This is a genomic window from Bradyrhizobium sp. KBS0727, assembly GCF_005937885.2.
Lineage (GTDB): Bacteria > Pseudomonadota > Alphaproteobacteria > Rhizobiales > Xanthobacteraceae > Bradyrhizobium.
The window spans coordinates 6,561,423-6,586,632 of sequence record NZ_CP042176.1 but is presented as its reverse complement, the minus strand read 5'-3'; the positions used below and the strand labels follow the sequence as shown (position 1 = coordinate 6,586,632).

Sequence of the window (25,210 nt, the reverse complement as noted above, 5' to 3'; positions counted from 1 at the left end):
ATGAACTTCGATGACACCCCGCAGGAAGCCGCGTTCCGCGCCGAAGCCAAGGCGTGGATCGGCGCCAACGCGCCGAAGCAGTATGAGGAGGAGTTGCGCAAGTCCTCGCTCGGCCGAACCGCGCTCAAAAATGTCAACATGCTGGAGGTCGCCAAGGCCTGGCAGAAGAAGAAGGCCGACGCCGGCTGGGCCTGCCTGCACTGGCCGAAGGAATATGGCGGTCGCGGTTCGTCGCCGATCGAGCGCGTGATCTGGCAGCAGGAAGAGGGCCCGTTCGGAAAACTCAGTGGCATGTTCATCATCGGCCACGGCATGTGCGGGCCGACCATGATGGCGTTCGCCGGCGAGGAGCAGAAGCGCAAATATCTGCCGCCGCTGGCGGCCGGCGAAAATGTCTGGTGCCAGTTGTTCTCCGAGCCGGCCGGCGGTTCCGACGTCGCTGGCCTGCGCACCCGCGCCGAGAAGAAGGGCGACGACTGGATCATCAACGGCCAGAAGATCTGGACCTCAGGCGCGCACTATTCCGATTACGGCATCCTGCTGACGCGAACCGATCCGACCGTCGCCAAGCACAAGGGTCTCACCATGTTCTTCCTGGACATGAAGAGCCCGGGCGTCGAGGTGCGGCCGATCAAGCAGGCCAGCGGGCAGTCCGACTTCAACGAAGTCTATTTCACCGACGTGGTGATCCCGGACTCGCAGCGGCTCGGTGCCGTCAATGACGGCTGGAACGTCTCGCTGACCACGCTGATGAACGAACGCATGTCGATCGGCGCCGGCGTTTCGACCGGTTTCCCTGAATTGTTCGAGTTCTGCAGCAGCCTGATGCTGGAGGATGGTCCGGCGATCGACGACCGTGGCGTCCGCTCCAAGCTGGCCAACTGGGCGGTAAAGGCGAGCGGGCTGAAATATACCTCGATGCGCGCGATCTCGGCGCTGTCGAAGGGCGATCGTCCGGGTCCGGAAAATTCCATCGGCAAGCTGGTGGCGGGTTCGATGATCCAGGACGTCGCGATGTACGCGCTCGACCTGCAGGGCGCCGCCGGCGTGCTGAGCGGACCGGAAGACGCCGAAGTCGCCGGAAAATTCCAGGCGATGCTGCTGCGTGCGCCCGGTACCCGCGTCGAGGGCGGTACCGACGAAATCATGCGTAACATCATTGCCGAACGCGTGCTTGGCCTGCCCGGCGATATCAGGGTCGACAAGGACGTGCCGTTCAACAAGATTCCGACCAAGGGACGCGCGTAAGAATTTTAGAATCGTAGGGTGGGTTAGCGAAGCGTAACCCACCATTGCAACAAGGCTCGATATAACTGGTGGGTTACGCCTTCGGCTAACCCACCCTACGAAAAAAGAGGAAGCCGCCATGAACTTCGACGACACCCCGCAGGAAGCCGAATTCCGCGCCACCGCCCGCAAATGGGTCGAGGCCAATGCTCCGAAAAAATACGAGGCGGAGCTATCGAAATCCTCGCTCGGCCGCATCCGGCTCGAGAAGGAAGAGATCGTCGACGTCGGCAAGGCCTGGCAGAAGAAGAAGGCCGAAGGCGGCTGGGCCTGCCTGCATTGGCCGAAGGAATATGGCGGCCGCGGCGCGACCCCGATCGAGAAGGTGATCTGGCAGCAGGAAGAGGGCGTCTACGGCAAGCTGACGCAGCCGTTCCAGATCGGCGAGGGCATGTGCGGGCCGACCGTGATGGCGTTCGGCAGCGAGGAGCACAAGCGTCACTATCTTCCGAAGCTCGCCTCCGGCGAACATATCTGGTGCCAGCTGTTCTCAGAGCCGGCCGGCGGCTCCGACGTCGCCGGGCTTCGCACGCGCGCCGAGAAGAAGGGCGACAACTGGATCGTCAACGGCCAGAAGATCTGGACCTCCGGTGCGCACTACTCGGATTACGGTCTTCTGATCACGCGCACCGATCCCAATGTGCCCAAGCACAAGGGCCTGACGATGTTCTTCCTCGACATGAAGAGCCCGGGCGTCGAGGTACGGCCGATCAAGCAGGCCAACGGCATGCAGGAATTCAACGAGGTCTACTTCACCGACGTCGTGATTCCCGATCACCAGCGCCTCGGCGCGGTCGGCGACGGCTGGAACGTGTCGCTGACGACGCTGATGAACGAGCGCATGTCGATCGGCTCGCGGCTGGCGACCGGTTTCCCCGAAATTTTCGAGTTCTGCTCCAGCCTGATGACGGAAGACGGCCCCGCCATCGACGATCGCGCCACCCGCGCCAAGCTTGCGAACTGGGCGGTAAAGGCGAGCGGGTTGAAATACACCAGCTATCGCGCGATCTCTTCGCTGTCCAAGGGCGAGCGGCCGGGTCCGGAAAACTCCATCGGCAAGCTGGTCTCGGGCTCGATGCTGCAGGACATCGCAAGCTATGCGATGGACCTGGAGGGCGCTGCCGGCGCGCTGACCGGCGCGGACGAGGAAGTAGCGCACGGCCAGTTTCAACAAATGTTGCTCAGTTCGCCGTCGATGCGTATCGCCGGCGGTACCGACGAAATCCTGCGTAACATTATCGCCGAACGCGTGCTGGGTCTGCCCGGCGACATCCGCGTCGACAAGGATGTGCCGTTCAACAAGATCCCGACCAAGGGGCGATGAAAATGGACGCTGCGGCAAAGACCAAATACGCGACCGAAGATCGCATCGGCGTGCTCGAAGAGCTGTTGGGCGAACGCTATTCGGTTCGCGCGTTTCTGCCGCAGCCGGTGCCGCACGAGACCATCGAGCGCGTTCTCGTCGCGGCGCAGCGCACGGCGTCATGGTGCAACAGCCAGCCCTGGCAGGTGTTGATCGCCAGCGGCGAAGCCAAGGAGCGGTTTCGCAAGGCAATCTATGCCGAGGCCGCGTCCGGCGCCGGCGACGATCACGATTTCACGCCGCCGCGCGAATATCTCGGGGCCTATCTCGAACGCCGCCGCGAGAGCGGCTTTCAGCTCTACAACACGCTCGGCATCGCCCGTGGCGACAAGATGGCCTACGCCAAGCAGGCGCTGGAGAACTACAATTTCTTCGGCGCGCCGCATGTCGCGATCATCCATACCGACGAGCCGCTCGGCATCTACGGCGCGATCGATTGCGGCGCCTATGTCGGCAATTTCATGCTGGCGGCGCAGGCGCTCGGCCTCGGCACCATTCCGCAGGCGGCGCTGGCGCGTCATTCCGGGCTGATCCGCCGTCACTTCAAACTCGCTGACGACCGCAAGGTGGTCTGCGGCATCTCGTTCGGCTTTGCCGACAACGCGCACAAGGTCAACAGCTACCGCACCTCGCGGGCGAGCGTGGCCGATACCGTGACCTTCGTCGATAAATAAAACACGCCAAAAAACACAACGAAAACCCCGATCGCGGGCCGCGATCGGGGTTTTGCGTGTCGTTCAGGCGCAATCAGTAGGCGTTGTAAGCGCAGACATTGACCGTGCGCAGGCGCACGCCGTGGCGGGTCTGAATGTACTGCTGCTGATAGCAGTCGCTGACGCCGGTGTTGACGTAAATGCCGCCGAAGCCGAAGCCGCCATGGCCCCAGCCATGATGTCCCCAGCCGCCATGAAAGCCGTGCGCCGAAGCGGCGCCGGGAGCCAGTGCAGCGACGCCGAGGGAAGCGGCAGCGATCAGTCCGAGGGGAACCTTGCGAAGCATCTTGATTCTCCAGTTGGGTGGCACGAGGCCGTTGTTTCGTCCCTGCCCATCAGTCGGAGCGGACGCGCCTCGCGTTCATGCGCGATCTGGAGAATCGTGTTTCAGGACTGTTTCGTGGGCTACTAATCTAAAACCGCGGCGGGCGCTTTTCCGCGAACGCCTTGATGCCTTCCTTGATCTCGGCGCTGCGCATGCTTTCGCGGTGGCGGCGGTCGCAGGCTTCCTCGTCGAGCTGGCCGCGCGAAAACTCGTTGATGGCGCGTTTCATGCCGCGCATCGCCTGCGGCGCGTTGCCGCCGAGAATGGTGGCGAGGCGGTCGACTTCCTCGTCGAGCGATTCCAGCGGCACCATGGCGGTGAGATAGCCGATCCGCAGCATCTCGGGTGCGGTGATCTTCTGCGCGGTCAAGAACAGCTTCTTGGCGTTGTCGACGCCGAGCCGCGCCACATAGCGCGCGATGCCGCTCTTGTAGTAATGCAAGCCCAGCCGCGCCGCCGGCATGAACATTTCGGCGGTGTCGACGCCGATGCGGAAGTCGCAGGCCAGCGCCAGATCGGTCGAGCCGCCATAGACGCCGCCATTGAGCCGGCAGATGGTCGGTACGCCGAGATCCTCCAGCCGGTTGACCACGACTTCAAACGCGGAGCCCGCGCTCTGTTCTTCCTTGGCGCTGGTCGCGCGGTCGGCGACCGAGTTGAGGTCATAGCCGGCACTGAAGGCGCGGCCGGTGCCGGTCAGCACCAGCACGCGGATAGCGGGATCGGCCTCGATCCGGTCGAACAGTTTCAGCAGGTCGCCGAGATCCTCACTCTGCAGCCGGTTCAGGTGTTTCGGCCGGTTGAGGCGGATGGTGGCGCGTGCGCCGCTGATTTCGAGGACCGGCGCACTGGCCGCCTCGGCTGGTTCGGACATCTCGTTCTCCGTTTTTCTTGTTACTTGTTTTCCAGTGCGCGCCGGTTGGCCTCGGCGTCGATGGTCTGGGCCAGATCGGGGTGCCGCGCCATCAGCAGGCGGAAATCGACGAGGTCGAGCACCAGCAATTTCGACAGCCGCGTAGTGGTGATGTTGGCCGAGCGCAGATTGTTGCCGAGCAGCGCCATCTCGCCGAAGAACGCGCCCTCGCTCAGCCTGACCTTTTTGCCGGGCAGGTCGACCTCGACCTCGCCGGCGGCGATGAAATACATGCAGTCGCCCTGCTGGCCCTTGCGGATGATCATGGTGCGCGGCGGCAGGTCCATGGTGCGTAGCATGTGGGTGACGTCGGCGATCGCGGCCGGGCCAAGCGCTGCGAAGAACGGCACCTTGCTGACGGACTCCCAGGTCTTCAGGAAGTTGTCGCGGCGGGTCTCGGCGGCAAAACCGGTGGCGAGAATACCGGTCCACAGCCCGAACACGCCGAGGCCGCAGATCATCACCAGCGCGGCGACGATGCGGCCGGGCAGCGTGATCGGCACCACGTCGCCATAACCGGTGGTGGTCAGCGTCGCGACCGCCCACCAGAGCGCGGCGGGCACGCTGCCGAAGGTGGCAGGCTGAACGTCGCGTTCGAAGAAATAGACCGCGACCGATGCCAGAAACAGCACCATCAGGAAAATCACCAGCACGCTCAACAGCGAGCCGGACTCGATCACCAGCACCCGGCGCAATTGCCGCAAGCCCGGAACGCCGGGGACCACCTTGAGCACCCACAGGATCGCGAGCAGCCATGCCGTCCGCGGATCGGTGCCGCAGACCAGCGCCAGCGGCACCGCGATAACGGCGGCGGCGTCCACCAGCCCGCGGACCGACCGCGTATAGCCCCAGCCGCGCTGCGACGCCCGCGCGAGGCGCAGCCGCACCACCCATTCGAACACGAAGTAGGCCCAGCACGCCCACAGCACGGCGTCGACCCAGCGATGCGCCGCCTCATAGGCGGGCGCGACCGTGAGCAGCACCATGACGCTGACGCCGACCGTCACCGCGACATAGGCCGCTTTGGTCATGTTGCGGCCGGCCGTCTGGGCGGCGAAAATCGTCAGAGCCGAAAGAACGAGCCGTTTGGGCATTGGAAAGAGGGCGCCTGATCGGTGCTGAAAAAGCGTGATAGCGGTCATGCCACGGCAGGACCGGTTCGCGCAACGTGCCCCCCTCCGGGGAGGCCGTCAACGACATCAGGCAATCAGCGTTTATCGCCGCTGGCCGCAGGGGCGCCCCGGTCACGCCTTGGTATCTCCTGGGGGCCGAATTTTGCCCGGGCTGGGCGAGAATCCCGAAAAAACGTCGTTTTTCCTCGTATATCAAAAATGCCCAGCGGACATTACGATAGCGGGCACCGCAACAGAATTGCGAAACCATTCACTTCGCAAAGAATTGGCTGGCCTCCAATGGACACGTCTCATCTGGCAGAACATGCGGGAACCGCCGGCGCGCTGTTCGCGTCGATCTTCGTGGTCGCCACCACCACGATGCGGACCATGATCCCGTTGCGGATCTTCGGCATTCTCGCCAACGTCGTTCTCTTCCTGACTGCCATTCCAGCGCATAATTACCTGGTCATGCTGGTGCAGTCGGTGATGTGCCTGGTCAACTCGTATCGCCTGCACCAGATGCTGCAGCTGGTGCGCGACGTGAGGAAATCCGTCAACAGCGACCTGTCGATGGACTGGCTGAAACCGTTCATGATCGAGCGCAACTGTAGCGCCGGCGAAATGCTGTTCTACAAAGACGAGAAGGCCGAGGACATGCTCTATATCGTCAGCGGCCGGTTCAAGCTGGTCGAGTCCGGCATCGTATTGCCGGTCGGCGCCATCGTCGGCGAACTCGGCATGCTCTCGCCGTCGAACGTGCGCACCCAGTCGCTGGAATGCATCGAAGCCGGGCGCGTGCTGAGCGTCAGCTACAGCAAGGTCGAGGAGCTTTACGTGCAAAACCCGGCGTTCGGTTTCTATTTTCTCCGCCTCTCCAGCGCCCGGCTGTTTCAGAATCTCGAGACGCTGCAGAAGCAACTGAGCCAGCAGACGGCCGCGCCTGCGGTCGCGCCGAAGCCCGCCTAGAGGCCGGGAGCGAGGAGCGTGTCGGACCGCGGTATCCTGTCCTCGTTGCGTTACCTGTTCGCCGATGTCATCGGCGAGGTCGACGACACGCCGCCATTGCTGCCGGAGGGGTTGCCGGAAGCCGTCGTGCCCGTCGCCAGCGACGCCATTCACATGCTGATCGTCTATCAGGGGACGAGCTACGCCCAGCTCTATGTCGACCGGCTGCGGCGGTTCGTCGGCCGGCGCGGTTTCGATGATGCCGTGTTCGCCGAGATCGCGCGGTTGATGGCGGCGCGCATGAGCTACGAAGACCCGATCCGGATCGCGCAGCTCACGCTCGCGACTCTTGAGGGGCGGCCGGGTGTGCCGGCCGCGCCGATCAACGAGGTCAGGAGATTCCGCATCGACGAATTGATCGGTGCGCTCCCCGCCATTGTCGCCGAACCGGTGCTCGATGTGCTCGAATGGCTCGGCTGGCTGCGCCTGCCGGTGTCGATCCGCTTCAGCACGGCGAGCCGATGGGGTATTCGCCGCTTGAAGATGGAGGCGGGGCTGCGGCGGTGGCGGCAGTTTTCGGTGCGTTACACCAAGGAGCGGGCCTGGGTCGAACGCTGGCTTCACATGATCGACCGCAGCCTGACCAAGCAACCCGCGGCCGCGCCTGCCATCGTGCAAACCGCTGATATGATCAAGGGATATGGCGATCCCTATCGTCAAGGCGTGGCGGACTGGAACGCCATCATCGACGGGCTCGCGAAGCCGACCTTCGACGGTGTGCTTGATCTGGCCGATCTCGGCGGTGCGGTGGCGGAAGCGCGCGCCGCGGTGCTGACCGATCCGCGCCAGGTCGCGCTCAAGCGCAAGATCGCCGAGATCAGGGCGCGGGTGCCGGCCGCGCCGAACGCGGCCTGAACCTTACGCGCTCTGTGCGGTCTTCACGACCACGACATTGTCGTCGTGCGCGACAGGGGTTTGGGTCCCCGGGTTTTGCGCGCCGGGGTTCTGCGGGGTGTGCCGCTTGAGATGCTCGCGGCGCATGCCGATGTCGTCGCGGACGAACTCGTAGCCCAGCTTGAAGGTCTCCAGTCCGTCGCTGGAAATGGTGCCGTCGCGCAACCCTATCACCGCGCCGCGCAGGATCGCCTCGAGTTCGTCCTGCAGCTCGTCGAGGGCGTCGAGAGTTTTGGCGTATTCCATCCGCTCGCCGATATCGAGAATGGCAGTTGCGAGTTCGCCGGCCTTCTCCGGTGCAATCCGCGTGATCTTGGTGTAGATGCCGGCAAAGATCGAGCCGATGACGCTGAGCGCGGCCGCGCCCAGATACATCATGTCGCTGTAGCGATCCATGAACGACTTGGTATCGTCGTTGATATATTCGGCGGCCCCCGCATGCGCGGCGATGAAGGCATCCTTGTCGGTCACCGCCGGTTCGATCTTGCTGGCGAAGCCGTCGCTCAGCGCCAGATCGGCCTTGTTTTCGTAGATCAGGCGGGCGAGGTCGCTCATGGTCGTGGTCGACAATCCGGACTGTGCCACCAGCAGCCACTCCAGCCCGATGGTGGTAAGGTCGTCGTCGGGGATCGCGGGTGCGCCGGACAGCATGCCGGTCGTCAGCGTCTCCTCGGAAAGCGCCGGGTATTTCCTGGCGAGCGCTTTCGCGGCGTCGATCGCGTTCAGGGTAAAGCCGCCGTGCTTGGCAAGTTGCTCGTAGCTTCTGTCCTTCATGACCTGCGAGGCGTGCGCGACCACGACCACCGCGCCGGTGCCCGACGCGAACAGCTTCTCCAGGGTCGCGCCCGGCGGCGCCATCTGGACCCGCGCCGCTGCGTCGGGGCTGTCGGAAAGTTCGAGGATGTTGCGGACGAGGGCCACGCTGCTCTCGCTGTCGGCCATGACCGCGATCTTCTTCTTCTTCAGGTCGGCCACGGTCTTGATCTTCTTGTTGCCGGGACTGAGCAGCAGCAGCACGTCGTGTTCGAGGATGGCGACCGCGCGGGCGCGCGACGGGACTTTGGCGTCGGTGCGCAGGATCGCAAGGTTGGCTTCCTTGCGGTCGAACGACGCCAGCGCCTTGGCGTTGTCGCCGCTGGGCACGATCTTGAGACGCAGCCGCGACGCATTGCTCTTCAGCAGCGCCGCCAGTTTGGCCGCGAAGCGTGCTTCAGGGCCGTTGGCCTCACCGACGGCGAATACCAGCGTCTCGGAATTTCGCACCCAGGTTCGGCCTCCCCAAACCGTGACGGCGCTGAGAATCAAGGTCAGGATCGAAAACAGCACGATCTGCGAGCGATTGCTTTTCACCACCCGCGAACGTTGGCGTGGCATTTCCGGTTGCGGCGTGGGGGCTTCAGCGCTCATGGCTCATACCCGGTCGGGGACGTCTCGCCGTCAAGCCGGCGTCGGAGGCCGTCCTAATGATGAGGCCGTCCTAATGTTTTCGTAAATGCCTAGAAAAGAACAACAATTTTGCCCGTCCGCCGATGATATCGCGCTTGGGACGGAATGCAAACCGCCCCGACCGGTAACCTTACCGCGAGGACAGTGCTCCCTGCAGTATCGCAGTTTCGCCACACCATGTGATTTTCGGACAGCCCACAGGTGCATTCCGGTCCGGGAGGTGTCATAAATACCGGTAATGTTTCGGACAGTCCGGGTTTGAGAAGACAATTGCGCTGACTGCCTAGATCCCGGTTTTTCGCCACCTCGTCAGTCCCCAGCAAAGGGCGTCAGCTTTGTTGTTTCCCTCGATGTCGTCGTCGGTCCCGGTCGGTGCGCTGGTGGGATGGATGTTGCTTCTTACGGTGAAGCACATCATCGCCGATTTTGTTCTGCAAAATTCCTGGATGGCGATCGGCAAGGATCAAAAGACCGGCTGGGCGCTGCCGCTGCTGGCGCATTGTCTCGTGCATCTGGCGGTGTCGATGACGCTGATTCTGGTTGTCGCGCCGCGGTTCTGGTTCGTCGCCCTGATCGACTTTGCCATTCACATTACGGTCGACCGCGCCAAGGGAATTATCGCCTCGTCATACGGCGTGACGCTGGAGCAGGAACACCCGTGGTTCTGGACTCTGATCGGCGTCGATCAGGCGCTGCACCATCTCACCGGTTTTTTCCTGTCGATTTTCATGGCGTCGAACTGATCGCCTTCATGGCGTCGATCCGACCGTAGCCGGCTTGCCCGGCAAGCGCGGGCATGGATTCGGGTCCCGCGCGCTCCTGGACCCCGGTTCTGATTGAACCAGAACCGGGCTCTGGTCCTCTGCTTTGACGCGTTTTCTTTACGCGAACCGGTTTCCACTTCGCTCGAAAACGCTCCAAGCGAATCGCTGCCACGGCCGGTTCCGATTCGGCTGCAACTGGCAAGTGCCCCGGAACACTACTGCTTCCGTTGGTTAACCTTTCGTTAGAGAATTGCAATGCATCTTCCGCAGAGGGAGAACCCTCATGTTTTCAAGCCGTGACGCATTCGAGAACGATTTCTGCCCGGTCCGGGATGAACTGCTCGGTGAGATGTACCGCGCCAATGCAAACGGCCTGCCGCTGCTGGTCGCAAGCGTGAGTTCCGATGTCCGCGCCATGCTGGCGCTGTTCTGCTACCGTCGCAGCCATCTGCACGCCCTGGCTGTGGCCATCGCGGCAAGCTGCACCGAGCGCGACCTGATCCAGTTGGGTGGCCGTGTCGGTTCCACGCTTTATGCGCTGTCGCGCGAACCGGCCGCGCGCTCCACGCCCTCGTCGTCCTACGGCCACCGCAAGCCGATCACGCTGTCGACCAAGCCACTCTCGACCTTTGCCCCGATCGAGGATGAGATCGACGACGAAGTCGAGGCGGTGACGGCGTAAAACGTCGTTCCGTCGTTCCCGCGAACGCGGGGACCCATAGCCATCGGCTTTGGTGGTTACGGAAGGCGTCAGCCATTCTGCCTTATCGATAAATCACGCGGTACGGGTCCCGGCGCCCCGTGCGCAATTGCGCACCAGGCCGGGACGACAGCTTTGATTCACGCCAGCACGGGCAGGCCGTGCCGCTTCCGCGCCATCGCGCATTCGGGATCGCCGGGCATGCAGGTCCGGCAGACCTCGGGCCGCACCGCATAGATCGTGCACGATGTCGCTTCGCCGACCTTGCCTGACAGTGCCGAGCAGCGGTTGCCGTCGCAGCGCATCCCCGAGAGCTTGTCGTTGACGAATTTCTGGGGGATCAGGTCCAGCTCCGCCTCATCCTCGGTGGTGAAGCGCGGCCAGTTTTCCGAATAGCTGCAGCAGGCGCCGCAGCTCTGGCAGGGACTCGCGTTGTCGTTGGCGGGGTCGATGTAATTGCCGATGTGATCCATGGCTCTGTATAGCCGAACGCAGGCCGTGCGGCGACAGTCAGGTATCCTTGGGCGCCTCCCAGACCAGGCTTCTGCGCCATTTCGCCCGCAGCAGGTCGCGCCGTTCCGGATATTTTTCGTCGTGGTACACCGCGTCGATGACGCGGTCGGTGCGGAAACTGCGGAAATCCTTGCGCAGTTCGCACCACGCCGCCAGAATCCGCACGGCCTCGTGATAGCCGATCGCGATCGGCCAGATGGTGCGCTGGCTGTCGCGGCCGTGCTCGTCGCGATAATTCAGGGTGATCTTCTTGCCTTCGTGGATATTCGACCGCGTCCGCACCATGTCGATACGGTCGGGTTCCCTGTTCCAGACCGGGCGGGCGCGACTGGCGGGTTCGAGCACGAACGGCCTTAAGCGTTCGGGGACGGTGTCGGCGATCTTCGCCATCAGGTCCTGGGCTGCGCGGGCGAGCACGGGATCGGCGTGTCCTGCCACCCACTGCGCACCGAGCACGGCCGCCTCGATTTCGTCGGGGGTCAGCATCAGCGGCGGCAGGTCGAATCCCTTTTCCAGGATGTAGCCCATGCCGGCTTCGCCGCGGATCGGCACGCGTTGTTCGATCAGGGTGGCGATGTCGCGGTAAATCGTCCGCTTCGAGGTTTCCAGCTCGGCCGCGATCGCATCCGCCGTCAGCGGCTTCCGGGTGCGCCGGAGCACCTGAATGATCTGAAACAGCCGGTCGGCACGTCTCATGGCAAATCTCTTTTCCTAGAAGTCTCTTTTCTTTGGGGGCGCCTCGCCGATGCTGACAGCATGCTGGCAGCAGGGATCGCGTAGATAAGGACAACACCTCAATTGAAGGGAATTTGTCCATGACGTTTTTCAGCGAATTCGGCTTTCCGGGAAGGAGCCACCCCCTCTTGAACGCCCAGTTTTTCGCACTGGAGCAGCTGGTTTCCATCCACTCCACGACATCAGACCTGCGCTGGGCGATGGTGGAACTGGTGCTGCGCTCATTCACAGCAATGTGCGTCCTCGCGCAAGGGCAGTTGGCCTTGTTGGCTTGCAGAATCCGCCATGGGAAGCGGTGCCTCGCGCGGGAACTCAAGGCTGCTGACACCATGGTGGCAGCAGGGGGTCGCTAGGGTCGGGCACGTTTTCAGGCACGTTTTGCGAGGACGTTTTGAAAGATCGGGAGACCAACATGATTACCCTTTATGGCTTCGGCGCCGGGTTCGGCCTGCCGGAAATCAGCCCCTTTGTGACCAAGACCGAAGTCCAGTTGAAAATGGCCGGTCTTGCCTATCGCAAGGAGAAGGCGAGGCCGCCGACCTCTCCCAAGGGGCAACTGCCCTACATCGTCGACGACGCCGAGAGTATTGCCGATTCCACCTTCATCCGCGCCCATCTCGAGGGCAAATACGGCTTCGATTTCGATGCGCCGCTGTCGTTGCAGGCGCGCGCCCAAGCCTGGGCGTTCGAGCGGATGATCGAACACCACATCTACTGGGCGCTGGTCGGCGCGCGCTGGGTCGATGCCGACAACTTCGCCAAGGGGCCGGCGCATTTCTTCGATGCAGTGCCGGCGCATCAGCGCGAAAAACTGCGCGAGGATGCGCAGTTTCGTGTCGCCGAGAACTATCTGCTCAGCGGCCTCGGCCGCCACGCGCCGGAAGAAGACGTCGATCTCGCGGTCCGCTCGCTGTTTGCACTGTCGGTGCAGCTTGGCGACAAGCCGTACCTGATGGGCGATACGCCCTGTGGCACCGACGCTACCGCGTTCGGCGCGCTGTCCGGAATCCTGACGCCGTTCTTCGAGTCGCCGTTGCGGCAGCGGACCGAGCGGTTCGCAAACCTCACCGCCTATGTCGACCGGATGATGCTGCAATACTACCCGGAATTCGCCTGGGCGCCGCTGCAGGAAGCCGCCTGACGAGTGCGAGCACGGTCTGGTAATCAGAACCGGGCTTGCTGTGCCGCGCGTCGGCTATGGAATATTGCACCGTCTACGCCGGCAGGAGGCCCGCCACGCGATAGCTATCGATCAACGCGTCGTAGAGCGAGATATCCGAGCGACTCCTCGCCATGAGCTGGGCGCCGGCGACAGCGGCGAAGATTGCGCGAGCCCGCTGTTCGCTCTCCCCGGAATTGACCACGGCCGCAGCGGACAGCACCTTGCTGAGCCACGCCACGTTGACATCGGCGAAGGTTTGGACCTCCTTCTTCACCGCTTCCGGCAGATCATCATATTCGGCAGACATGAAGCTGCAGAGGCACATGCGATTGTCACTCTCGAGCGATTTGCGAAACACATCGGGATATCGGCGCAGGCAGCGGACCGGATCCGAGGTTTCGGCCAACATCGACTCGAGATCGGCCGCGGTATCCTCCCAATAGCGCCTCGCTACCGCTGCGCCGAGATCGGCCTTGCTCGGGAAATGGTGGTAGATGCTCGCGGCCTTGATGCCCACGTCGTCCGCGAGATAGCGGAAATTCAAGCCGCTGTAGCCATGCGCCTGCGCGATCCGTTTGGCGGCCGCCAGGATGGCTTCCTTGGAGCTTGCACCCATTTTCCTGCCTCCCGCTTCGCCGTCACTACCTACCAAGTGACAGATAGGCATTGACAGCGCAACCCGTAACCCCTACCAACTGTTAGGTAGGTAGCAGCGAGGGAAGACGATGAAGATTTACGATTGGCCCACCGGTCCATACCCGGCCCGCGTCCGTATCGCTCTGGCCGAGAAGAGCCTGCAATCGCGTGTCCAGTTCGTGTCGGTCGATCTCTGGAAAGGCGAGCACAAGAAGCCCGCGTTCCTCGCCAAGAATTACTCAGGCACGCTGCCGGTACTCGAACTCGACGACGGGACCCTCATTGCCGAGTGCACGGCCATTACCGAATACCTTGATGCGCTTGATGGCGCTCCCGCACTCACCGGCAGGTCACCGCGCGAGAAGGGCCTGATCCACATGATGAGTAAGCGCGCCGAGTTGGAGCTGCTCGACGCTGTCAGTGTTTACTTCCACCACGCCACGCCGGGGCTTGGGCCCGACGTCGAGATTTATCAGAACGCCGAGTGGGGGTTCCGTCAGCGCGACAAAGCCCTAAGGGGGATGCACTACTTCGATGGCATTTTGAAAAGACAACCGTTCGTCACCGGTGAGGTGTTCTCGATGGCCGACATCACGGTCATAGGCGGTTTGATTTTTGCGGGGCTCGTGGAGCTGCCGGTGCCAGCGGAGTGCGAGGCACTTCAGGCCTGGTACGCGACCATGCAGGAGCGTCCCAGCGTAAAGAACCGGGTGACGATGTCAGAACCGGCTGAGGCGGCCGTTTGAAATTGCCGTATGTGAACGACTGCTCTGATGATTTCTGAGCAATCAATCGAACGGCTTGATGGAGATATGTCGGCGTCATGAGTCCACGCTCTGGCTCGTTGGCGCCGACTGGCCCTTCAATGCAGCCAGTTCTGCCTCCAGCTCGGCAATCCGGCCATCGCGCATGGCGAGTGCTTGTGCCACGTCGGCGGCGTCGAACTTTTGCGGGATGTGCTGCGCGCAGTTGGTGTCCCAGGCCGAAATCCGAAACAGGATGACTTGCTCGGGCCGCGCCCGGTAGCCTTGCGGCATCAGCGATTTCGTCAGTGCCGGATCGTCGTCGACGACGCGGGCCTCACCCCATATCTTGACGCGCCGGCGATGTGCATAGTCCATCACGAAGATATGCGCCTTCGGATTCTCCGAGAGATTGCCCTGCGTGATGTACTGCCGGTTGCCGCTGTAGTCGGCAAAGGCGATGGTGTTCTTGTCCAGGACCCTGATGAAGCCTTTCGGGCCGCCGCGATGCTGCATATAAGGCTGGCCGTCCGCGCTGGCGGTGGCGAAATAGAAACTGTTGGTCTCGGCCAGGAACCCGGCGAGATTTTCGTCGATCTCCGTGCGCCACCCGCCGCTCTGTTCGACATGGGCGTAGGCGTCGCGCGACCCCTTGCGGGCCTGTATCGCTTTCACCGCCGGGGTGAAGGCGACATCGCTGGAAAAACTCTCGCCGGAAGAAGTGTGAACGTCGGGCATCTGGGCCTCCTATGAACCTGGTTCCCAGCAAGGCAGCCGGCGCGCCGGTGAGATCGACGCGCCGCGGGCACTACACTATGCGGCCTTGACCGTAACCACCGGGAAATCGATTTCGGTCTTCGCGACTTCATTGACGTAATTGGTCAGCGTGTTGAGCGCGACGTGCAGCACGATCTCGATCAGTTGCGCGTCGTTGTAGCCGGCGTCCTTGACCGCCTTGATATCGGCATCGGTGACATGGCCGCGGGCCTTCACCAGCTTGACGGCGAAACCAACCGCCGCGTCGGCCTTTGGATCGCCGGAGCCGCCGTTGCGGTTGGCCGCGATTTCGACGTCAGACAGCTTGGCGAGGTTCTTGGCGAGATAGGAATGCGCGGACAGGCAGTAGTCGCAGCCGTTGACCTCGGCGACGGCCAGCGCGATTCGCTCGCGGGTCGGGGCCTCGAGCGCGCCCTTGGCCAGTGCACCGTTGAGGCCGAGATAACCCTCCAGCGCGGCCGGGCTGGTGCCGACCAGCCGGAACAGGTTCGGCACCACGCCGAGTTGCTTCTTGACCGCCTCCAGCAGCGGCTGGGCGGCGGCGGGGGAGGCTTCGATCGAGGCGGGAGTGGGGAGGCGGGTCATGGCGGCGGTCCTTTAGGTGTTTGGCGACGAGCACCTGCTCGCCATGGCCCGAATATGCGTTCCATCCATTTCTGGGACAATTATATGAATTGACACTACACTATTGCCGGATATGAAATAATGCGATGGACCGTATCGATGCCATGCAGGCCTTTGTCGCTGTCGCCGACCTGCAGGGGTTTGCGCCGGCAGCCCGCAAGCTCCGCTTGTCGCCGTCAGGCGTGACGCGGTTGATTGCAGCGCTGGAAGACCGGCTCGGCGCGCGGCTATTGCAACGGACCACGCGCTCGGTGGCGTTGACCGACGCAGGTAGCCGCTACCTGGAACGGGTGCGCCGGATTTTGGCCGATGTCGAGGAGGCCGAAAGCGCGGCCGAGGGCGAACGGACGCGGCCGAGCGGCAGGTTGGTGGTCTCGGCGCCGGTCGGCTTCGGCCGCCTTCATGTCAGTCCCCTGATGTCGGCCTATCTGACGCGCTATCCGGAAGTCTCCGGCGAGTTGCGGCTCGAGGATCGCATGGTCAGTCTGGTGGAAGACGGTGTCGACCTCGCGGTGCGGATCGGCCAGCTCGCAGATTCCAGCCTGGTGGCGCGTCACGTCGGCGAGATGCGGCGGATCGTGGTGGCGTCGTCCGGCTATCTCAAGGCGCGCGGCGAACCAAAGACGCCCGGCGCCATCGCCGCGCACGACACCATCCAGTTCGGCGCTACTGCCGGGATGGCGGACTGGCGCTTTGTCGAGGACGGCAATGAGGTCCGCGTCGCCATTGCGCCGCGTTTCTCCACCAACAGCGCCGATGCCGCGATCCAGCATGCCGAGCAGGGCGGCGGTCTGACGCGCGTGCTGGCCTACCAGGCAGCGGGTTCACTCAAGCGCGGCCACGTCAGAATCGTATTGGCCAAATTCGAACTGCCCGCCATGCCGGTCCAGATCGTCTACCCGACCTCGCGGCTGCTGTCGGCCAAGGTCCGCACCTTCATCGATCTCGTGACTGAGACTGCCGACTGGCACTTCGGTTAGGGCACGGGCGCTTTCTTCGGCACCACGCGAAACGTTCCGTTGGCGCGCGCAATGATGACGTCGTCGGCCTTGATCAGGCTTTGGGCAAAGCAGATCGTGCTGCCGGTCTTGATGACGTCGCTCTCGACCGCAAGCCATTGCCCGACCTCGGCGGTGCCGATGAAATCGACCGCAAGTCCGATCGTCACCAGCGACGATACCCCGCCCATTTTATGGGAGCAGCTATAGCCCATGGCGTTGTCGGAAAGTGCTGCAATCAGCCCGCCATGAATCAGGCCGCGGCCGTTGGTGTGCGGCCTGGCGAGCCGCAATCCAATAATGACGGCCTTGTCGGTCCGCTTCGAATAGAGCGGCTCCCAGGGATCGGTCAGCGGGCTCTGCCTGAAATGGCGCTCAAAACCTTCGGGGATATCTGATGTGGTCATGCAAACTCGCGTGTTGACGATATCTGTCGCCACTAAACGCCATTCGCGCGCGAACCGCACCGCCTACAAAGTTTTAAACGGGATTTCGGCGGGTGTTTGAAACGCGCTTGATTGTATTGCACGTCATTCCGGAATGGTCCGAAGGACCATATCCGGAATCTCGAGATTCCGGGTTCGATGCTACGCATCGCCCCGGAATGACGGTGCTTGAACGCGCCAACGCTAGAACGGCAGCCCGACATAGTTCTCCGACAGCGACGCCGACGCGGCTTTCGAGCTGACGAGATAATCCAGCTCGGCGAGCTGGATGCGCGCGCCGAATTCGCCCTCGTCGGGGAATCTGTGCAGCATCGAGGTCATCCACCACGAAAACCGCACCGCTTTCCAGACCCGCGCCAACGCCTTGGCTGAGTAGCCGTCGATGCCGGCGGAGGATTTCTCGTCATAAAACTCCCGGAACGCCTGCGAGAGGTAATGCACGTCGCTGGCAGCCAGGTTCAATCCCTTGGCCCCCGTCGGCGGCACGATGTGGGAGGCGTCGCCGGCCAGAAACATCCGGCCGAACCGCATCGGCTCGGCGACGAAGCTGCGCAGCGGCGCGATGCTCTTTTCGATCGAGGGACCGGTGACGAGCTCGTCGACCGCCTTCTGGTCCAGCCGCCGCTTCAGTTCGTCCCAGAACCGGTCGTCCGGCCATTGGTCGATATGATCGTCGAGCGGGCACTGCACGTAGTAGCGGCTGCGGTGGGACGAGCGCATCGTGCATAGCGCAAATCCCCGCGCGTGGTTGTTGTAGATCAGTTCGGGGCTGACCGGAGGCGTCTCGGAGAGGATGCCGAGCCAGCCGAACGGATAGATCCGCTCAAAGGTCTGGATTGCCGACGGCTTGACGCTGGCGCGGCTGACGCCGTGGAAGCCGTCGCAGCCGGCGATGAAGTCGCATTCGATGTCGTGGGCAACGCCGTCCTTGACGTAGCTGACGCGCGGACGGTCGGTATCGAAATCATGCGGTTTGACGTCGGCGGCCTGGTAGACCGTGGCGAGGCCGGCCGCCTTGCGGGCGTTCATCAGGTCAAGCGTCACTTCAGTCTGGCCGTAGATCATGACGGTCTTGCCGGTCGCGGCATACATGTCGATGCGGTGCCGCGCGCCGCCGAAGGCGAGCTCCACGCCGTGGTGGACCAGCCCCTCGCCGTGGGCGCGGGCGCCGGCGCCGACCTCGTCGAGCAGCGCCACGGTGCCTTCCTCCAGCAGGCCGGCGCGGATGCGGCCGAGCACGTAATCCGGAGTCTGGCGCTCGACAATGACGTTGTCGATGCCGTAAAGATGAAGAAGTTGCCCAAGCAACAATCCAGCCGGACCTGCCCCTATGATTGCTACCTTCGTGCGCACCGGTGTGCTCCCATGGTCTAATGCAGTTGAGCCCGCCGCATTCCCGGCAAGTCTTGCAATGATAATTATATCATATAACAATTTTCGAAAAGAGCGCCGGAGCGAAACAATTGGTTTCGCTGCACCGCACTGCAAGAAGATTCCGGCATGACGCCCGGAGTGCGAATTTTGTCGAGGCTGTCGCCGCGCCGAGCTCCGGCTTGAAAAATCGCGCGATCTATATAACATGTTAACTAACGAGAGCGGGACCTCGAAGCCCGCCTTCATGCACCAAGGGAGAGAATGTCGATGAGAAAAGCGTTTTTGGCGTTGCTGCTCGCCGCCAGTGTGACGCCTGCGTTGGCGCAGGAAAAAACCTTCGAGCTTAAGCTTTCGCACTGGGTGCCGGCGTCGCACCCGCTGCAAAAGGCCCTGGAAGATTGGGGCGCGGCGGTCGAAAAGGAATCCGGCGGCACGATCAAGTCGAAGGTGTTCCCGGCGCAGCAGCTCGGCAAGGCGTTCGACCATTACGACATGGCGCGCGACGGCATCGCCGACGTCACCTACATCAACCCGGGCTATCAGCCAGGTCGTTTCCCGATCATCGGCGCCGGCGAACTGCCGTTCCTGATGTCGGACGCCAAGGGCGGCTCGATGGCGCTCGACGCCTGGTACCGCAAATACGCCGAGAAGGAGATGAAGGACGTCAAGTTCTGCCTCGCCTTCATCCACTCGCCCTCCTCGTTTCACTCGCGCCTGAAGAAGGTCGTGGTGCCCGATGACGTCAAGGGCATGAAGGTGCGCCCCGCACACGCCACCATGGCAACCTTCATCACCCAGCTCGGCGGCACCAACGTGCAGTCCTCGGCGCCGGAGGTCCGCGACATCATCGAGCGCGGCGTCGCCGACGCCGTCACCTTCCCGTGGGGATCGCTAGTGCTGTTCGGCATCGACAAGGTGACGAAGTATCACATGGACGCGCCGCTCTATGTCACGACGTTCGCCTTCGTGATGAACAAGGACAAGTACAACCAGATGTCCGACCGCCAGAAAAAGGCGATCGACGACAATTGCAACACCGAGGCCGCCGGCCGGGTCGGCGAACCCTGGGGCAAGTTCGAGGACGCTGGCCTCGACAAGGTCAAGGCCGAGCAAGGCCACGAGGTCTACAAGCTGACGCCGGAGCAGACCGCGTTATGGAAGAAGGCTTCCGAACCGCTGGTCAAGAGTTGGGGCGAGGGCGTCAAGAAGACCGGTGTCGATCCGGACGTGGCGATGACAGAACTTCGCGCCGCGCTGACCAAATACAACGCGCTGGCGCAGTAACGCCGTAACTCGTCCGAGCGACGGCGGGGTCTGCCGCCGTCGCGGTTTGCCAATCATTGCCAGCCGTTTGGAGCGGACATGAATCGCGCCTCGATGGATCGCTTTATCGATACGATCGAATGGATCGCGGCCGGATTCGTCGGCATTGTTGCCCTGAACATTTTTATCGCCGTCATCCTGCGCAATACGCTCAATTATGCGATTCCCGACTCCTTCGATATCGGGCGCATGCTGCTCGGCATCCTGATCTTCTGGGGCATCGCCGCCACCAGCTATCGCGGCGGCCACATCACGGTGGACCTGATCTGGGCCAATGTCGGCCCGAAATACCAGCGCTGGATCGACGTGTTTGCGACACTGGTGCTGCTGTTCGTCGTCACGGTGCAGACCTGGACCTTGTTCGACAAGGTGCGCGGTACCTATAACGACAACGTGCTCACCTTCGAAATGCACATGCCGACCTGGCCGTTCTTCGCGATCGCCTGGGCTGGCGACGTCTCCGCGGTGTTGCTGATTGCGATCCGCACCTACCGCCTGATTTTTCATCCGGATCAGATGCACGATCCCAAGATCAAGCCCGTGGAGTAGACGGCATGAGCACCGACGCTGTCGCTGTCCTGGGATTCGTCGCGCTGTTCGTGCTGATGTTGCTGCGCGTGCCGGTCGGCATGGCGATGGGCCTCGTCGGTGTCACCGGCTTTGGCTATCTGGTCGGTTTCTCGCCGGCGCTGAAGCTGGTCGGCCAGACCTCGATGCGGACCGTGACCGACTACACTTTCGGCGTGATTCCGATGTTCCTGCTGATGGGCACGCTGGTCAGCAATTCCGGCATGAGCCGTGAGCTGTTCCGGGCTGCCAACGGTTTCGTCGGCCATTTGCGCGGCGGGCTCGGCATCGCCACGGTCGCGGCCTGCGCCGGCTTTGCCGCGATCTGCGGCTCCTCGGTCGCAACGGCAGCGACGTTTTCGGCCGTCGCCTATCCGGAGATGCGCCGTTTCGGCTATCCGCAATCCTTTGCCACCGGCGTGATCGCGGCTGGCGGTACGCTGGGCGCGATGCTGCCGCCATCGACGGTGCTGGCCGTCTACGGCATCATCACCGAGCAGGATATCGGCAAGCTGTTCATCGCCGGCATCATCCCCGGCCTGCTTGCGATGATGATGTACATGATCACGATCTCGCTGATCGGCTATTTCCGGCCGGGCTTCCTGCCGACCGGTCCGCAAACCAGCTGGCGCGAACGCTTTGCGGGCCTGAAGAACATCTGGGCGCCGGTGCTGCTGTTCGTCTTCGTGATCGGCGGGTTGTATGGCCTGCCGTTCCTGCCGCGCTTCACGCCGACCGAAGCCGGCGGCGTCGGCGCCACCGGAGCGTTCCTGATCGGTATTGTTACCGGGCGACTCGACCGGGAAAAGATCCTGGCCTCGCTGCTACAGGCGACGCGAACCGCGGCCGCGGTCTTTACGGTGCTGATCGGCGCCTTGATCTTCGGATATTTCCTCACGGTGACGCAGACCCCGCAAAAGGTCACCGAATTTCTCACCGGCCTCGGGCTCGGCGCCTATGGCGTGCTCGCCTTGATCATGGTGATGTATCTGGTGCTGGGCTGCCTGATGGATGCCATGGCCATGATCATCCTCACCGTGCCGATCATTTTTCCGGTGATCAGCCATCTTGGTTTCGATCCGATCTGGTTCGGCGTCATCATTGTGATGACGGTCGAACTGGGCCTCATTCATCCGCCGGTCGGCATGAATGTCTTTGTCATCAAGAGCGTGGTCAAGGACGTGTCGTTCTCCACGATCTTCCGCGGCGTGCTCCCATTCGTGGCGACCGATCTGGTCCGGCTGGTCATCCTGATTGCGTTTCCGCTGCTGGCGACCTGGTTGCCGCAACGCATGATGGCCGGCGTTCACTAGACGCGCGTAAGCGTACAGAAGAGACGGATTGCATGACGCCGGTTCTCGAGACCAGATACGTCTTCACCATCACGGCCCGGATCGGCGACGTCACCTCGGCCGGCGACATCGGCACCGGCGAACGCCGGATCATTCCGATCATCGGCGGCGAGGTGAAAGGCGAGGGGATCAACGGCAAGGTTTTGTCCTTTGGCGCCGACTTCCAGATTATCCGGCCCAACGAGCTGATCGAGCTGGAGGCCAAATACGCCTTCGAGACCGACGACGGTGCGGTGGTCTATGTCGAGAACAAAGGCATGCGCTTCGGCCCGGTGGAGCTGCTGCAGAAGCTGAAGCGCGGCGAGCCGGTCGATCCGAAACTGATCTATTTCCGCACCATGCCGCGATTCGAGACCGGCGCTCCAAAGTACCGCTGGCTGATGGAGAACATCTTCGTCGGCTCCGCCGCCCGCCACGCCGACCGCGTCGTGATCGACGTGCATCAGGTGCTGTAGGCGAACTCTGGCAACAAGCGACGCGACGACTTGTCCGCCGTAGCTCAACGAGCGAAGGCGGAAGCAATCCATTCCTTCTTTGTGCGGCAAGATGGATTGCTTCGCGGAGCCTGTCATCGGGCGCGCATGCGCGCGACCCGTTGGCTCGCAATGACGGGATTGGCAGCAGCTGGCCATATTGACTCCCGCGAGAATAGTTATAAAACATAACTATTCTCGACAGGAAGCAATAAGCCCATGGGAAACGCCGTCTCCGCCGCCGCGGGTCAATCCGACCTGCTCACGATCGAGCAGTCGGGCACGGTACTGTCCGTGGGGCTGAACCGTCCGGCCAAGCGTAACGCGCTCAACGACGGCATCATCCTCGCGATCCAGGATTGCTTTGCGAATCTGCCTGACGGCATCGGCGCGGTGGTGATCCACGGCATCGGCGACCATTTCTCCTCCGGCCTCGATCTGTCCGAACTGACCGAGCAGGACGCCACCGAGGGGCTGCGGCACTCGCAGATGTGGCACCGGGTGTTCGATCGCATCCAGTATAGCCGCGTGCCGGTCATTGCCGCGCTGAAGGGCGCGGTGATCGGCGGCGGGCTGGAACTGGCCTGCGCCGCGCATATCCGCGTCGCCGAACCCTCCGCCTATTTCGCGCTGCCAGAAGGCCAGCGCGGCATTTTCGTCGGCGGTGGCGGATCGGTGCGGTTGCCGCGGCTGATCGGTGTGGCGCGGATGACCGATATGATGCTGACCGGGCGGGTCTATTCGGCAACCGAAGGTGCGGCCTATGGTTTCTCGCAATACCTCACGGAAACGGGCGGCGCGCTGCCGAAGGCGATGGAATTGGCCGAGCGGGTCGCAGCCAATGCGCCGCTGACCAATTTCGCCGTGCTGCAGGCGCTGCCGATGATCGCGGAGGCCAATCCGCAGACGGGCCTGCTGATGGAATCGCTGATGGCGACCGTCGCCCAAAGCGACAAAGAGGCAAAACAGCGCATTCGTGCGTTTCTCGACCGCAAGACCGCCAAGGTGAAGCCGACCTGACATGAGCGCCAAGCTGACATGAGTGTAAAGCCCAGCCCATCAGCCTCGACCGACAGCGCCGCGCGGGCCGGCAGCGCCCATCCATTGCGCGCGATCTCGTTCGGCAATCCCGACGTCACGGTCGAGCGCCGCGACGACGGCACGATCTATCTGCGCCCGAAGGCCCGGCTCAGCGACTACCCGGTCCGCATCACCGATCGGCTGCATCATTGGGCCAACGCCGAACCGAACCGCGTCTTCATGGCGGAGCGCAACGCGGCGCGTGGCTGGCGGCAGGTCACCTACGCCGAACTGCTGACGTCATCGCGGCATATCGCCTCGGCATTGCTGGCGCGCGGGCTCTCGGCCGAAAGGCCGATCGTGATCCTGTCGGGCAATTCGATCGATCATGCGCTGATCGCCTTTGGCGCGCTCTATGCCGGCATTCCCTTCTGCCCGGTATCGCCGGCCTATTCGCTGGTGTCGAAGGACTACGGCAAGCTCGGTTATCTCATGAAGCTGCTGACGCCCGGCCTCGTGTTCGCCGACGATGCCGCGAAATTCGCCGATGCGCTGGCGGTCAACGTCTCCGCCGGAACCGAGATCGCGGCATCCTTTGGCGCCGTCGCGGGCCGCGACGTGACGCTGCTTGCCGATCTGCTGGCGACGCCGGTTCATGCCAGCCTCGACGCGGTGCACGACGCGATCGGTCCCGACACCATCGCTAAATTCCTGCTGACCTCGGGCTCGACCGGCAATCCCAAGGCCGTCATCAACACCCAACGCATGATCTGCGCCAACCAGGTGATGCTGCGCGAGACGCTGGCGTTCCTCAAGGACGAGCCGCCTGTCATCGTCGACTGGCTGCCGTGGAATCACACCTTTGGCGGCAACCACAATATCGGGTTGACGCTCTATAACGGCGGTTCGATGTATCTCGACGAGGGCAAGCCGATGCCCGGCGGCATCGAGGAGACCGTCCGTAACCTGCGCGAGATTTCGCCGACGGTCTATTTCAACGTCCCCAAGGGTTATGAATCGCTGCTGCCGTATTTGCGCGACGACAAGGCGCTGCGCGCAAAATTCTTCGGCCGGCTGCATGCGATGTTCTTCTCGGGTGCTGCGCTGTCGCCGTTCGTCTGGAACAGCCTTGACGAGCTTGCGGTTGCCGAGACGGGTTTCCGGGTGCCGATGCTGACGGGTCTCGGCGCCACCGAAACTTCGCCGTTCTTCATGTCGGTCCGGCCCGACACCTCGCGCTCCGGCCATGTCGGGCTTCCCGTGCTCGGCAACGACGCAAAATTGCTGCCGAACAACGGCAAGCTCGAAGTGCGCGCCAAGGGGCCGAATGTTACGCCGGGCTACTGGCGCCAGCCCGAACTCACTGCGAAAGCATTCGACGAGGAAGGCTTTTACAAATTCGGCGATGCGCTGAAGCCGGCCGATCCCAACGATTTCGACGCCGGCTTCGATTTCGACGGCCGCATTGCCGAGGATTTCAAGCTCGCCTCCGGCACCTGGGTCAGCGTCGGCCCGTTGCGTGCGCGCTTTGTCGCCGCCTGTGCGCCGCTGGTGCGCGACGTCGTTATCGCCGGCATCAACCACGACGAAATCTCGGCGCTGGTCGTGCTCGATCTCGACGGCTGCCGCCTGATCAATCCGACGCTGCCATCCGACAATCTCGCCGCCGCCGCATCCGATCCGCTGATCCGCGCCGCCTTCCGCGAGCGGTTCCAGAAATTACTGGCAGGCGCCACGGGCTCGTCGACGCGGATCACGCGCGCGGTGCTGCTCGATACGCCGCTGTCGATCGACCGCGGCGAAGTCACCGACAAGGGCTCCATCAACCAGCGCGCCGTGCTGGAAAATCGCGGTACATTGATTGAGACGATTTATGCATCCGCGCCACCGGCGCAGGTGATCGCGCTGAACTGAATTCGAACGGATACGCCCAAGGAGAACG

28 protein-coding genes are annotated in these 25,210 nt (G+C 62.9%); 17 read left to right on the top strand and 11 right to left on the bottom strand.

Annotation, left to right across the window (positions count from 1 at the left end; all coding sequences use genetic code 11):
* The 3 genes from FFI89_RS30850 (at nt 1) to FFI89_RS30840 (ending at nt 3,324) form a co-directional block, all read left to right on the top strand.
* Complete coding sequence (locus FFI89_RS30850; protein WP_138831254.1) at nt 1-1,248, top strand: acyl-CoA dehydrogenase; 1,248 nt, start codon at nt 1-3, stop codon at nt 1,246-1,248.
* 118 nt (nt 1,249-1,366) lie between these two features.
* The gene (locus FFI89_RS30845; RefSeq protein WP_138831253.1) at nt 1,367-2,611 is read left to right on the top strand and encodes an acyl-CoA dehydrogenase; all 1,245 of its coding nucleotides are present in this window, start codon (nt 1,367-1,369) and stop codon (nt 2,609-2,611) included.
* Between the two features lie 2 nt (nt 2,612-2,613).
* The gene (locus FFI89_RS30840; RefSeq protein WP_138831252.1) at nt 2,614-3,324 is read left to right on the top strand and encodes a nitroreductase; all 711 of its coding nucleotides are present in this window, start codon (nt 2,614-2,616) and stop codon (nt 3,322-3,324) included.
* Nucleotides 3,325-3,397: 73 nt separating this feature from the next.
* Here FFI89_RS30840 and FFI89_RS30835 read toward each other — a convergent pair whose 3' ends face one another.
* The 3 genes from FFI89_RS30835 to FFI89_RS30825 all read right to left on the bottom strand — a co-directional run bounded on the left by FFI89_RS30835 (nt 3,398) and on the right by FFI89_RS30825 (nt 5,695).
* Nucleotides 3,398-3,649: a hypothetical protein gene (locus FFI89_RS30835; RefSeq protein ID WP_138831251.1), complete on the bottom strand. Its 252-nt coding sequence runs from the start codon at nt 3,647-3,649 to the stop codon at nt 3,398-3,400.
* Nucleotides 3,650-3,776: 127 nt separating this feature from the next.
* Nucleotides 3,777-4,562, bottom strand: a complete 786-nt coding sequence (locus FFI89_RS30830) for an enoyl-CoA hydratase/isomerase family protein (protein WP_138831250.1) — start codon at nt 4,560-4,562, stop codon at nt 3,777-3,779.
* A gap of 20 nt (nt 4,563-4,582) precedes the next feature.
* Nucleotides 4,583-5,695, bottom strand: coding sequence for a cyclic nucleotide-gated ion channel (locus tag FFI89_RS30825; RefSeq protein ID WP_138831249.1), 1,113 nt, complete (start codon nt 5,693-5,695; stop codon nt 4,583-4,585).
* Nucleotides 5,696-6,013: 318 nt separating this feature from the next.
* On the opposite strand from FFI89_RS30825, the gene FFI89_RS30820 reads away from it, so the two are divergent.
* Together FFI89_RS30820 and FFI89_RS30815 are read left to right on the top strand one after the other, a co-directional pair.
* A complete protein-coding gene (locus tag FFI89_RS30820) occupies nt 6,014-6,682 on the top strand; it encodes a Crp/Fnr family transcriptional regulator (RefSeq protein ID WP_138831248.1) in 669 nt (222 codons plus the stop codon).
* Between the two features lie 18 nt (nt 6,683-6,700).
* Nucleotides 6,701-7,576 carry a DUF6537 domain-containing protein gene (locus FFI89_RS30815; protein WP_138831247.1) on the top strand — a complete coding sequence of 292 codons (876 nt, stop codon included), beginning with the start codon at nt 6,701-6,703 and terminating at the stop codon, nt 7,574-7,576.
* A 3-nt stretch (nt 7,577-7,579) separates the two neighbouring features.
* On the opposite strand, the gene FFI89_RS30810 is transcribed toward FFI89_RS30815, so the two are convergent.
* Nucleotides 7,580-9,022: a TAXI family TRAP transporter solute-binding subunit gene (locus FFI89_RS30810; RefSeq protein ID WP_138831246.1), complete on the bottom strand. Its 1,443-nt coding sequence runs from the start codon at nt 9,020-9,022 to the stop codon at nt 7,580-7,582.
* A 428-nt stretch (nt 9,023-9,450) separates the two neighbouring features.
* Here FFI89_RS30810 and FFI89_RS30805 point away from each other — a divergent pair, with 428 nt between their 5' ends.
* A complete protein-coding gene (locus FFI89_RS30805) occupies nt 9,451-9,804 on the top strand; it encodes a DUF3307 domain-containing protein (protein ID WP_210249045.1) in 354 nt (117 codons plus the stop codon).
* Nucleotides 9,805-10,108: 304 nt separating this feature from the next.
* Entirely contained in the window at nt 10,109-10,507 is a 399-nt protein-coding gene (locus FFI89_RS30800; RefSeq protein WP_138831245.1) for a hypothetical protein, read from the top strand.
* A gap of 158 nt (nt 10,508-10,665) precedes the next feature.
* On the opposite strand, the gene FFI89_RS30795 is transcribed toward FFI89_RS30800, so the two are convergent.
* Both FFI89_RS30795 and FFI89_RS30790 read right to left on the bottom strand, forming a co-directional pair.
* On the bottom strand, nt 10,666-10,998 hold the full coding sequence (locus FFI89_RS30795; RefSeq protein ID WP_138831244.1) for a YkgJ family cysteine cluster protein: 333 nt from the start codon (nt 10,996-10,998) through the stop codon (nt 10,666-10,668).
* A gap of 37 nt (nt 10,999-11,035) precedes the next feature.
* Nucleotides 11,036-11,734, bottom strand: coding sequence for a YafY family protein (locus FFI89_RS30790; protein WP_138831243.1), 699 nt, complete (start codon nt 11,732-11,734; stop codon nt 11,036-11,038).
* Between the two features lie 119 nt (nt 11,735-11,853).
* Here FFI89_RS30790 and FFI89_RS30785 point away from each other — a divergent pair, with 119 nt between their 5' ends.
* Nucleotides 11,854-12,126 (top strand): hypothetical protein, encoded by a 273-nt coding sequence (locus FFI89_RS30785; RefSeq protein ID WP_210249044.1) that lies wholly within the window; start codon nt 11,854-11,856, stop codon nt 12,124-12,126.
* A gap of 59 nt (nt 12,127-12,185) precedes the next feature.
* Nucleotides 12,186-12,914 (top strand): glutathione S-transferase family protein, encoded by a 729-nt coding sequence (locus tag FFI89_RS30780; protein WP_138831242.1) that lies wholly within the window; start codon nt 12,186-12,188, stop codon nt 12,912-12,914.
* A gap of 73 nt (nt 12,915-12,987) precedes the next feature.
* On the opposite strand, the gene FFI89_RS30775 is transcribed toward FFI89_RS30780, so the two are convergent.
* Entirely contained in the window at nt 12,988-13,551 is a 564-nt protein-coding gene (locus tag FFI89_RS30775) for a TetR/AcrR family transcriptional regulator (protein ID WP_138831241.1), read from the bottom strand.
* 109 nt (nt 13,552-13,660) lie between these two features.
* On the opposite strand from FFI89_RS30775, the gene FFI89_RS30770 reads away from it, so the two are divergent.
* On the top strand, nt 13,661-14,317 hold the full coding sequence (locus tag FFI89_RS30770; RefSeq protein WP_138831240.1) for a glutathione S-transferase: 657 nt from the start codon (nt 13,661-13,663) through the stop codon (nt 14,315-14,317).
* 75 nt (nt 14,318-14,392) lie between these two features.
* Here the strand turns inward: FFI89_RS30770 and FFI89_RS30765 are convergent, their stop codons facing one another.
* A complete protein-coding gene (locus FFI89_RS30765) occupies nt 14,393-15,052 on the bottom strand; it encodes a pyridoxamine 5'-phosphate oxidase family protein (RefSeq protein ID WP_138831239.1) in 660 nt (219 codons plus the stop codon).
* 75 nt (nt 15,053-15,127) lie between these two features.
* Nucleotides 15,128-15,676, bottom strand: coding sequence for a carboxymuconolactone decarboxylase family protein (locus tag FFI89_RS30760; RefSeq protein WP_138831238.1), 549 nt, complete (start codon nt 15,674-15,676; stop codon nt 15,128-15,130).
* A 125-nt stretch (nt 15,677-15,801) separates the two neighbouring features.
* Here FFI89_RS30760 and FFI89_RS30755 point away from each other — a divergent pair, with 125 nt between their 5' ends.
* Entirely contained in the window at nt 15,802-16,695 is an 894-nt protein-coding gene (locus tag FFI89_RS30755) for a LysR family transcriptional regulator (RefSeq protein WP_138831237.1), read from the top strand.
* On the opposite strand, the gene FFI89_RS30750 is transcribed toward FFI89_RS30755, so the two are convergent.
* Both FFI89_RS30750 and pobA read right to left on the bottom strand, forming a co-directional pair.
* Nucleotides 16,692-17,120, bottom strand: a complete 429-nt coding sequence (locus tag FFI89_RS30750; RefSeq protein WP_138831236.1) for a PaaI family thioesterase — start codon at nt 17,118-17,120, stop codon at nt 16,692-16,694. The two genes, FFI89_RS30755 and FFI89_RS30750, sit on opposite strands and share 4 nt — an antisense overlap.
* A gap of 222 nt (nt 17,121-17,342) precedes the next feature.
* Nucleotides 17,343-18,512 (bottom strand): 4-hydroxybenzoate 3-monooxygenase, encoded by a 1,170-nt coding sequence (pobA, locus tag FFI89_RS30745; protein WP_138831235.1) that lies wholly within the window; start codon nt 18,510-18,512, stop codon nt 17,343-17,345.
* A gap of 288 nt (nt 18,513-18,800) precedes the next feature.
* On the opposite strand from pobA, the gene FFI89_RS30740 reads away from it, so the two are divergent.
* From FFI89_RS30740 to FFI89_RS30715, 6 genes are all read left to right on the top strand, one after another.
* Nucleotides 18,801-19,817 (top strand): TRAP transporter substrate-binding protein, encoded by a 1,017-nt coding sequence (locus FFI89_RS30740; RefSeq protein ID WP_138831234.1) that lies wholly within the window; start codon nt 18,801-18,803, stop codon nt 19,815-19,817.
* 78 nt (nt 19,818-19,895) lie between these two features.
* A complete protein-coding gene (locus tag FFI89_RS30735) occupies nt 19,896-20,405 on the top strand; it encodes a TRAP transporter small permease (protein WP_138831233.1) in 510 nt (169 codons plus the stop codon).
* 5 nt (nt 20,406-20,410) lie between these two features.
* Nucleotides 20,411-21,736 carry a TRAP transporter large permease gene (locus tag FFI89_RS30730; RefSeq protein ID WP_138831232.1) on the top strand — a complete coding sequence of 442 codons (1,326 nt, stop codon included), beginning with the start codon at nt 20,411-20,413 and terminating at the stop codon, nt 21,734-21,736.
* A gap of 32 nt (nt 21,737-21,768) precedes the next feature.
* The gene (locus FFI89_RS30725; RefSeq protein WP_138831231.1) at nt 21,769-22,230 is read left to right on the top strand and encodes a DUF3237 domain-containing protein; all 462 of its coding nucleotides are present in this window, start codon (nt 21,769-21,771) and stop codon (nt 22,228-22,230) included.
* Between the two features lie 237 nt (nt 22,231-22,467).
* A complete protein-coding gene (locus FFI89_RS30720; protein ID WP_138831230.1) occupies nt 22,468-23,268 on the top strand; it encodes a crotonase/enoyl-CoA hydratase family protein in 801 nt (266 codons plus the stop codon).
* Between the two features lie 18 nt (nt 23,269-23,286).
* A complete protein-coding gene (locus FFI89_RS30715; RefSeq protein ID WP_138831229.1) occupies nt 23,287-25,182 on the top strand; it encodes a feruloyl-CoA synthase in 1,896 nt (631 codons plus the stop codon).
* Nucleotides 25,183-25,210: the final 28 nt, after the last annotated feature.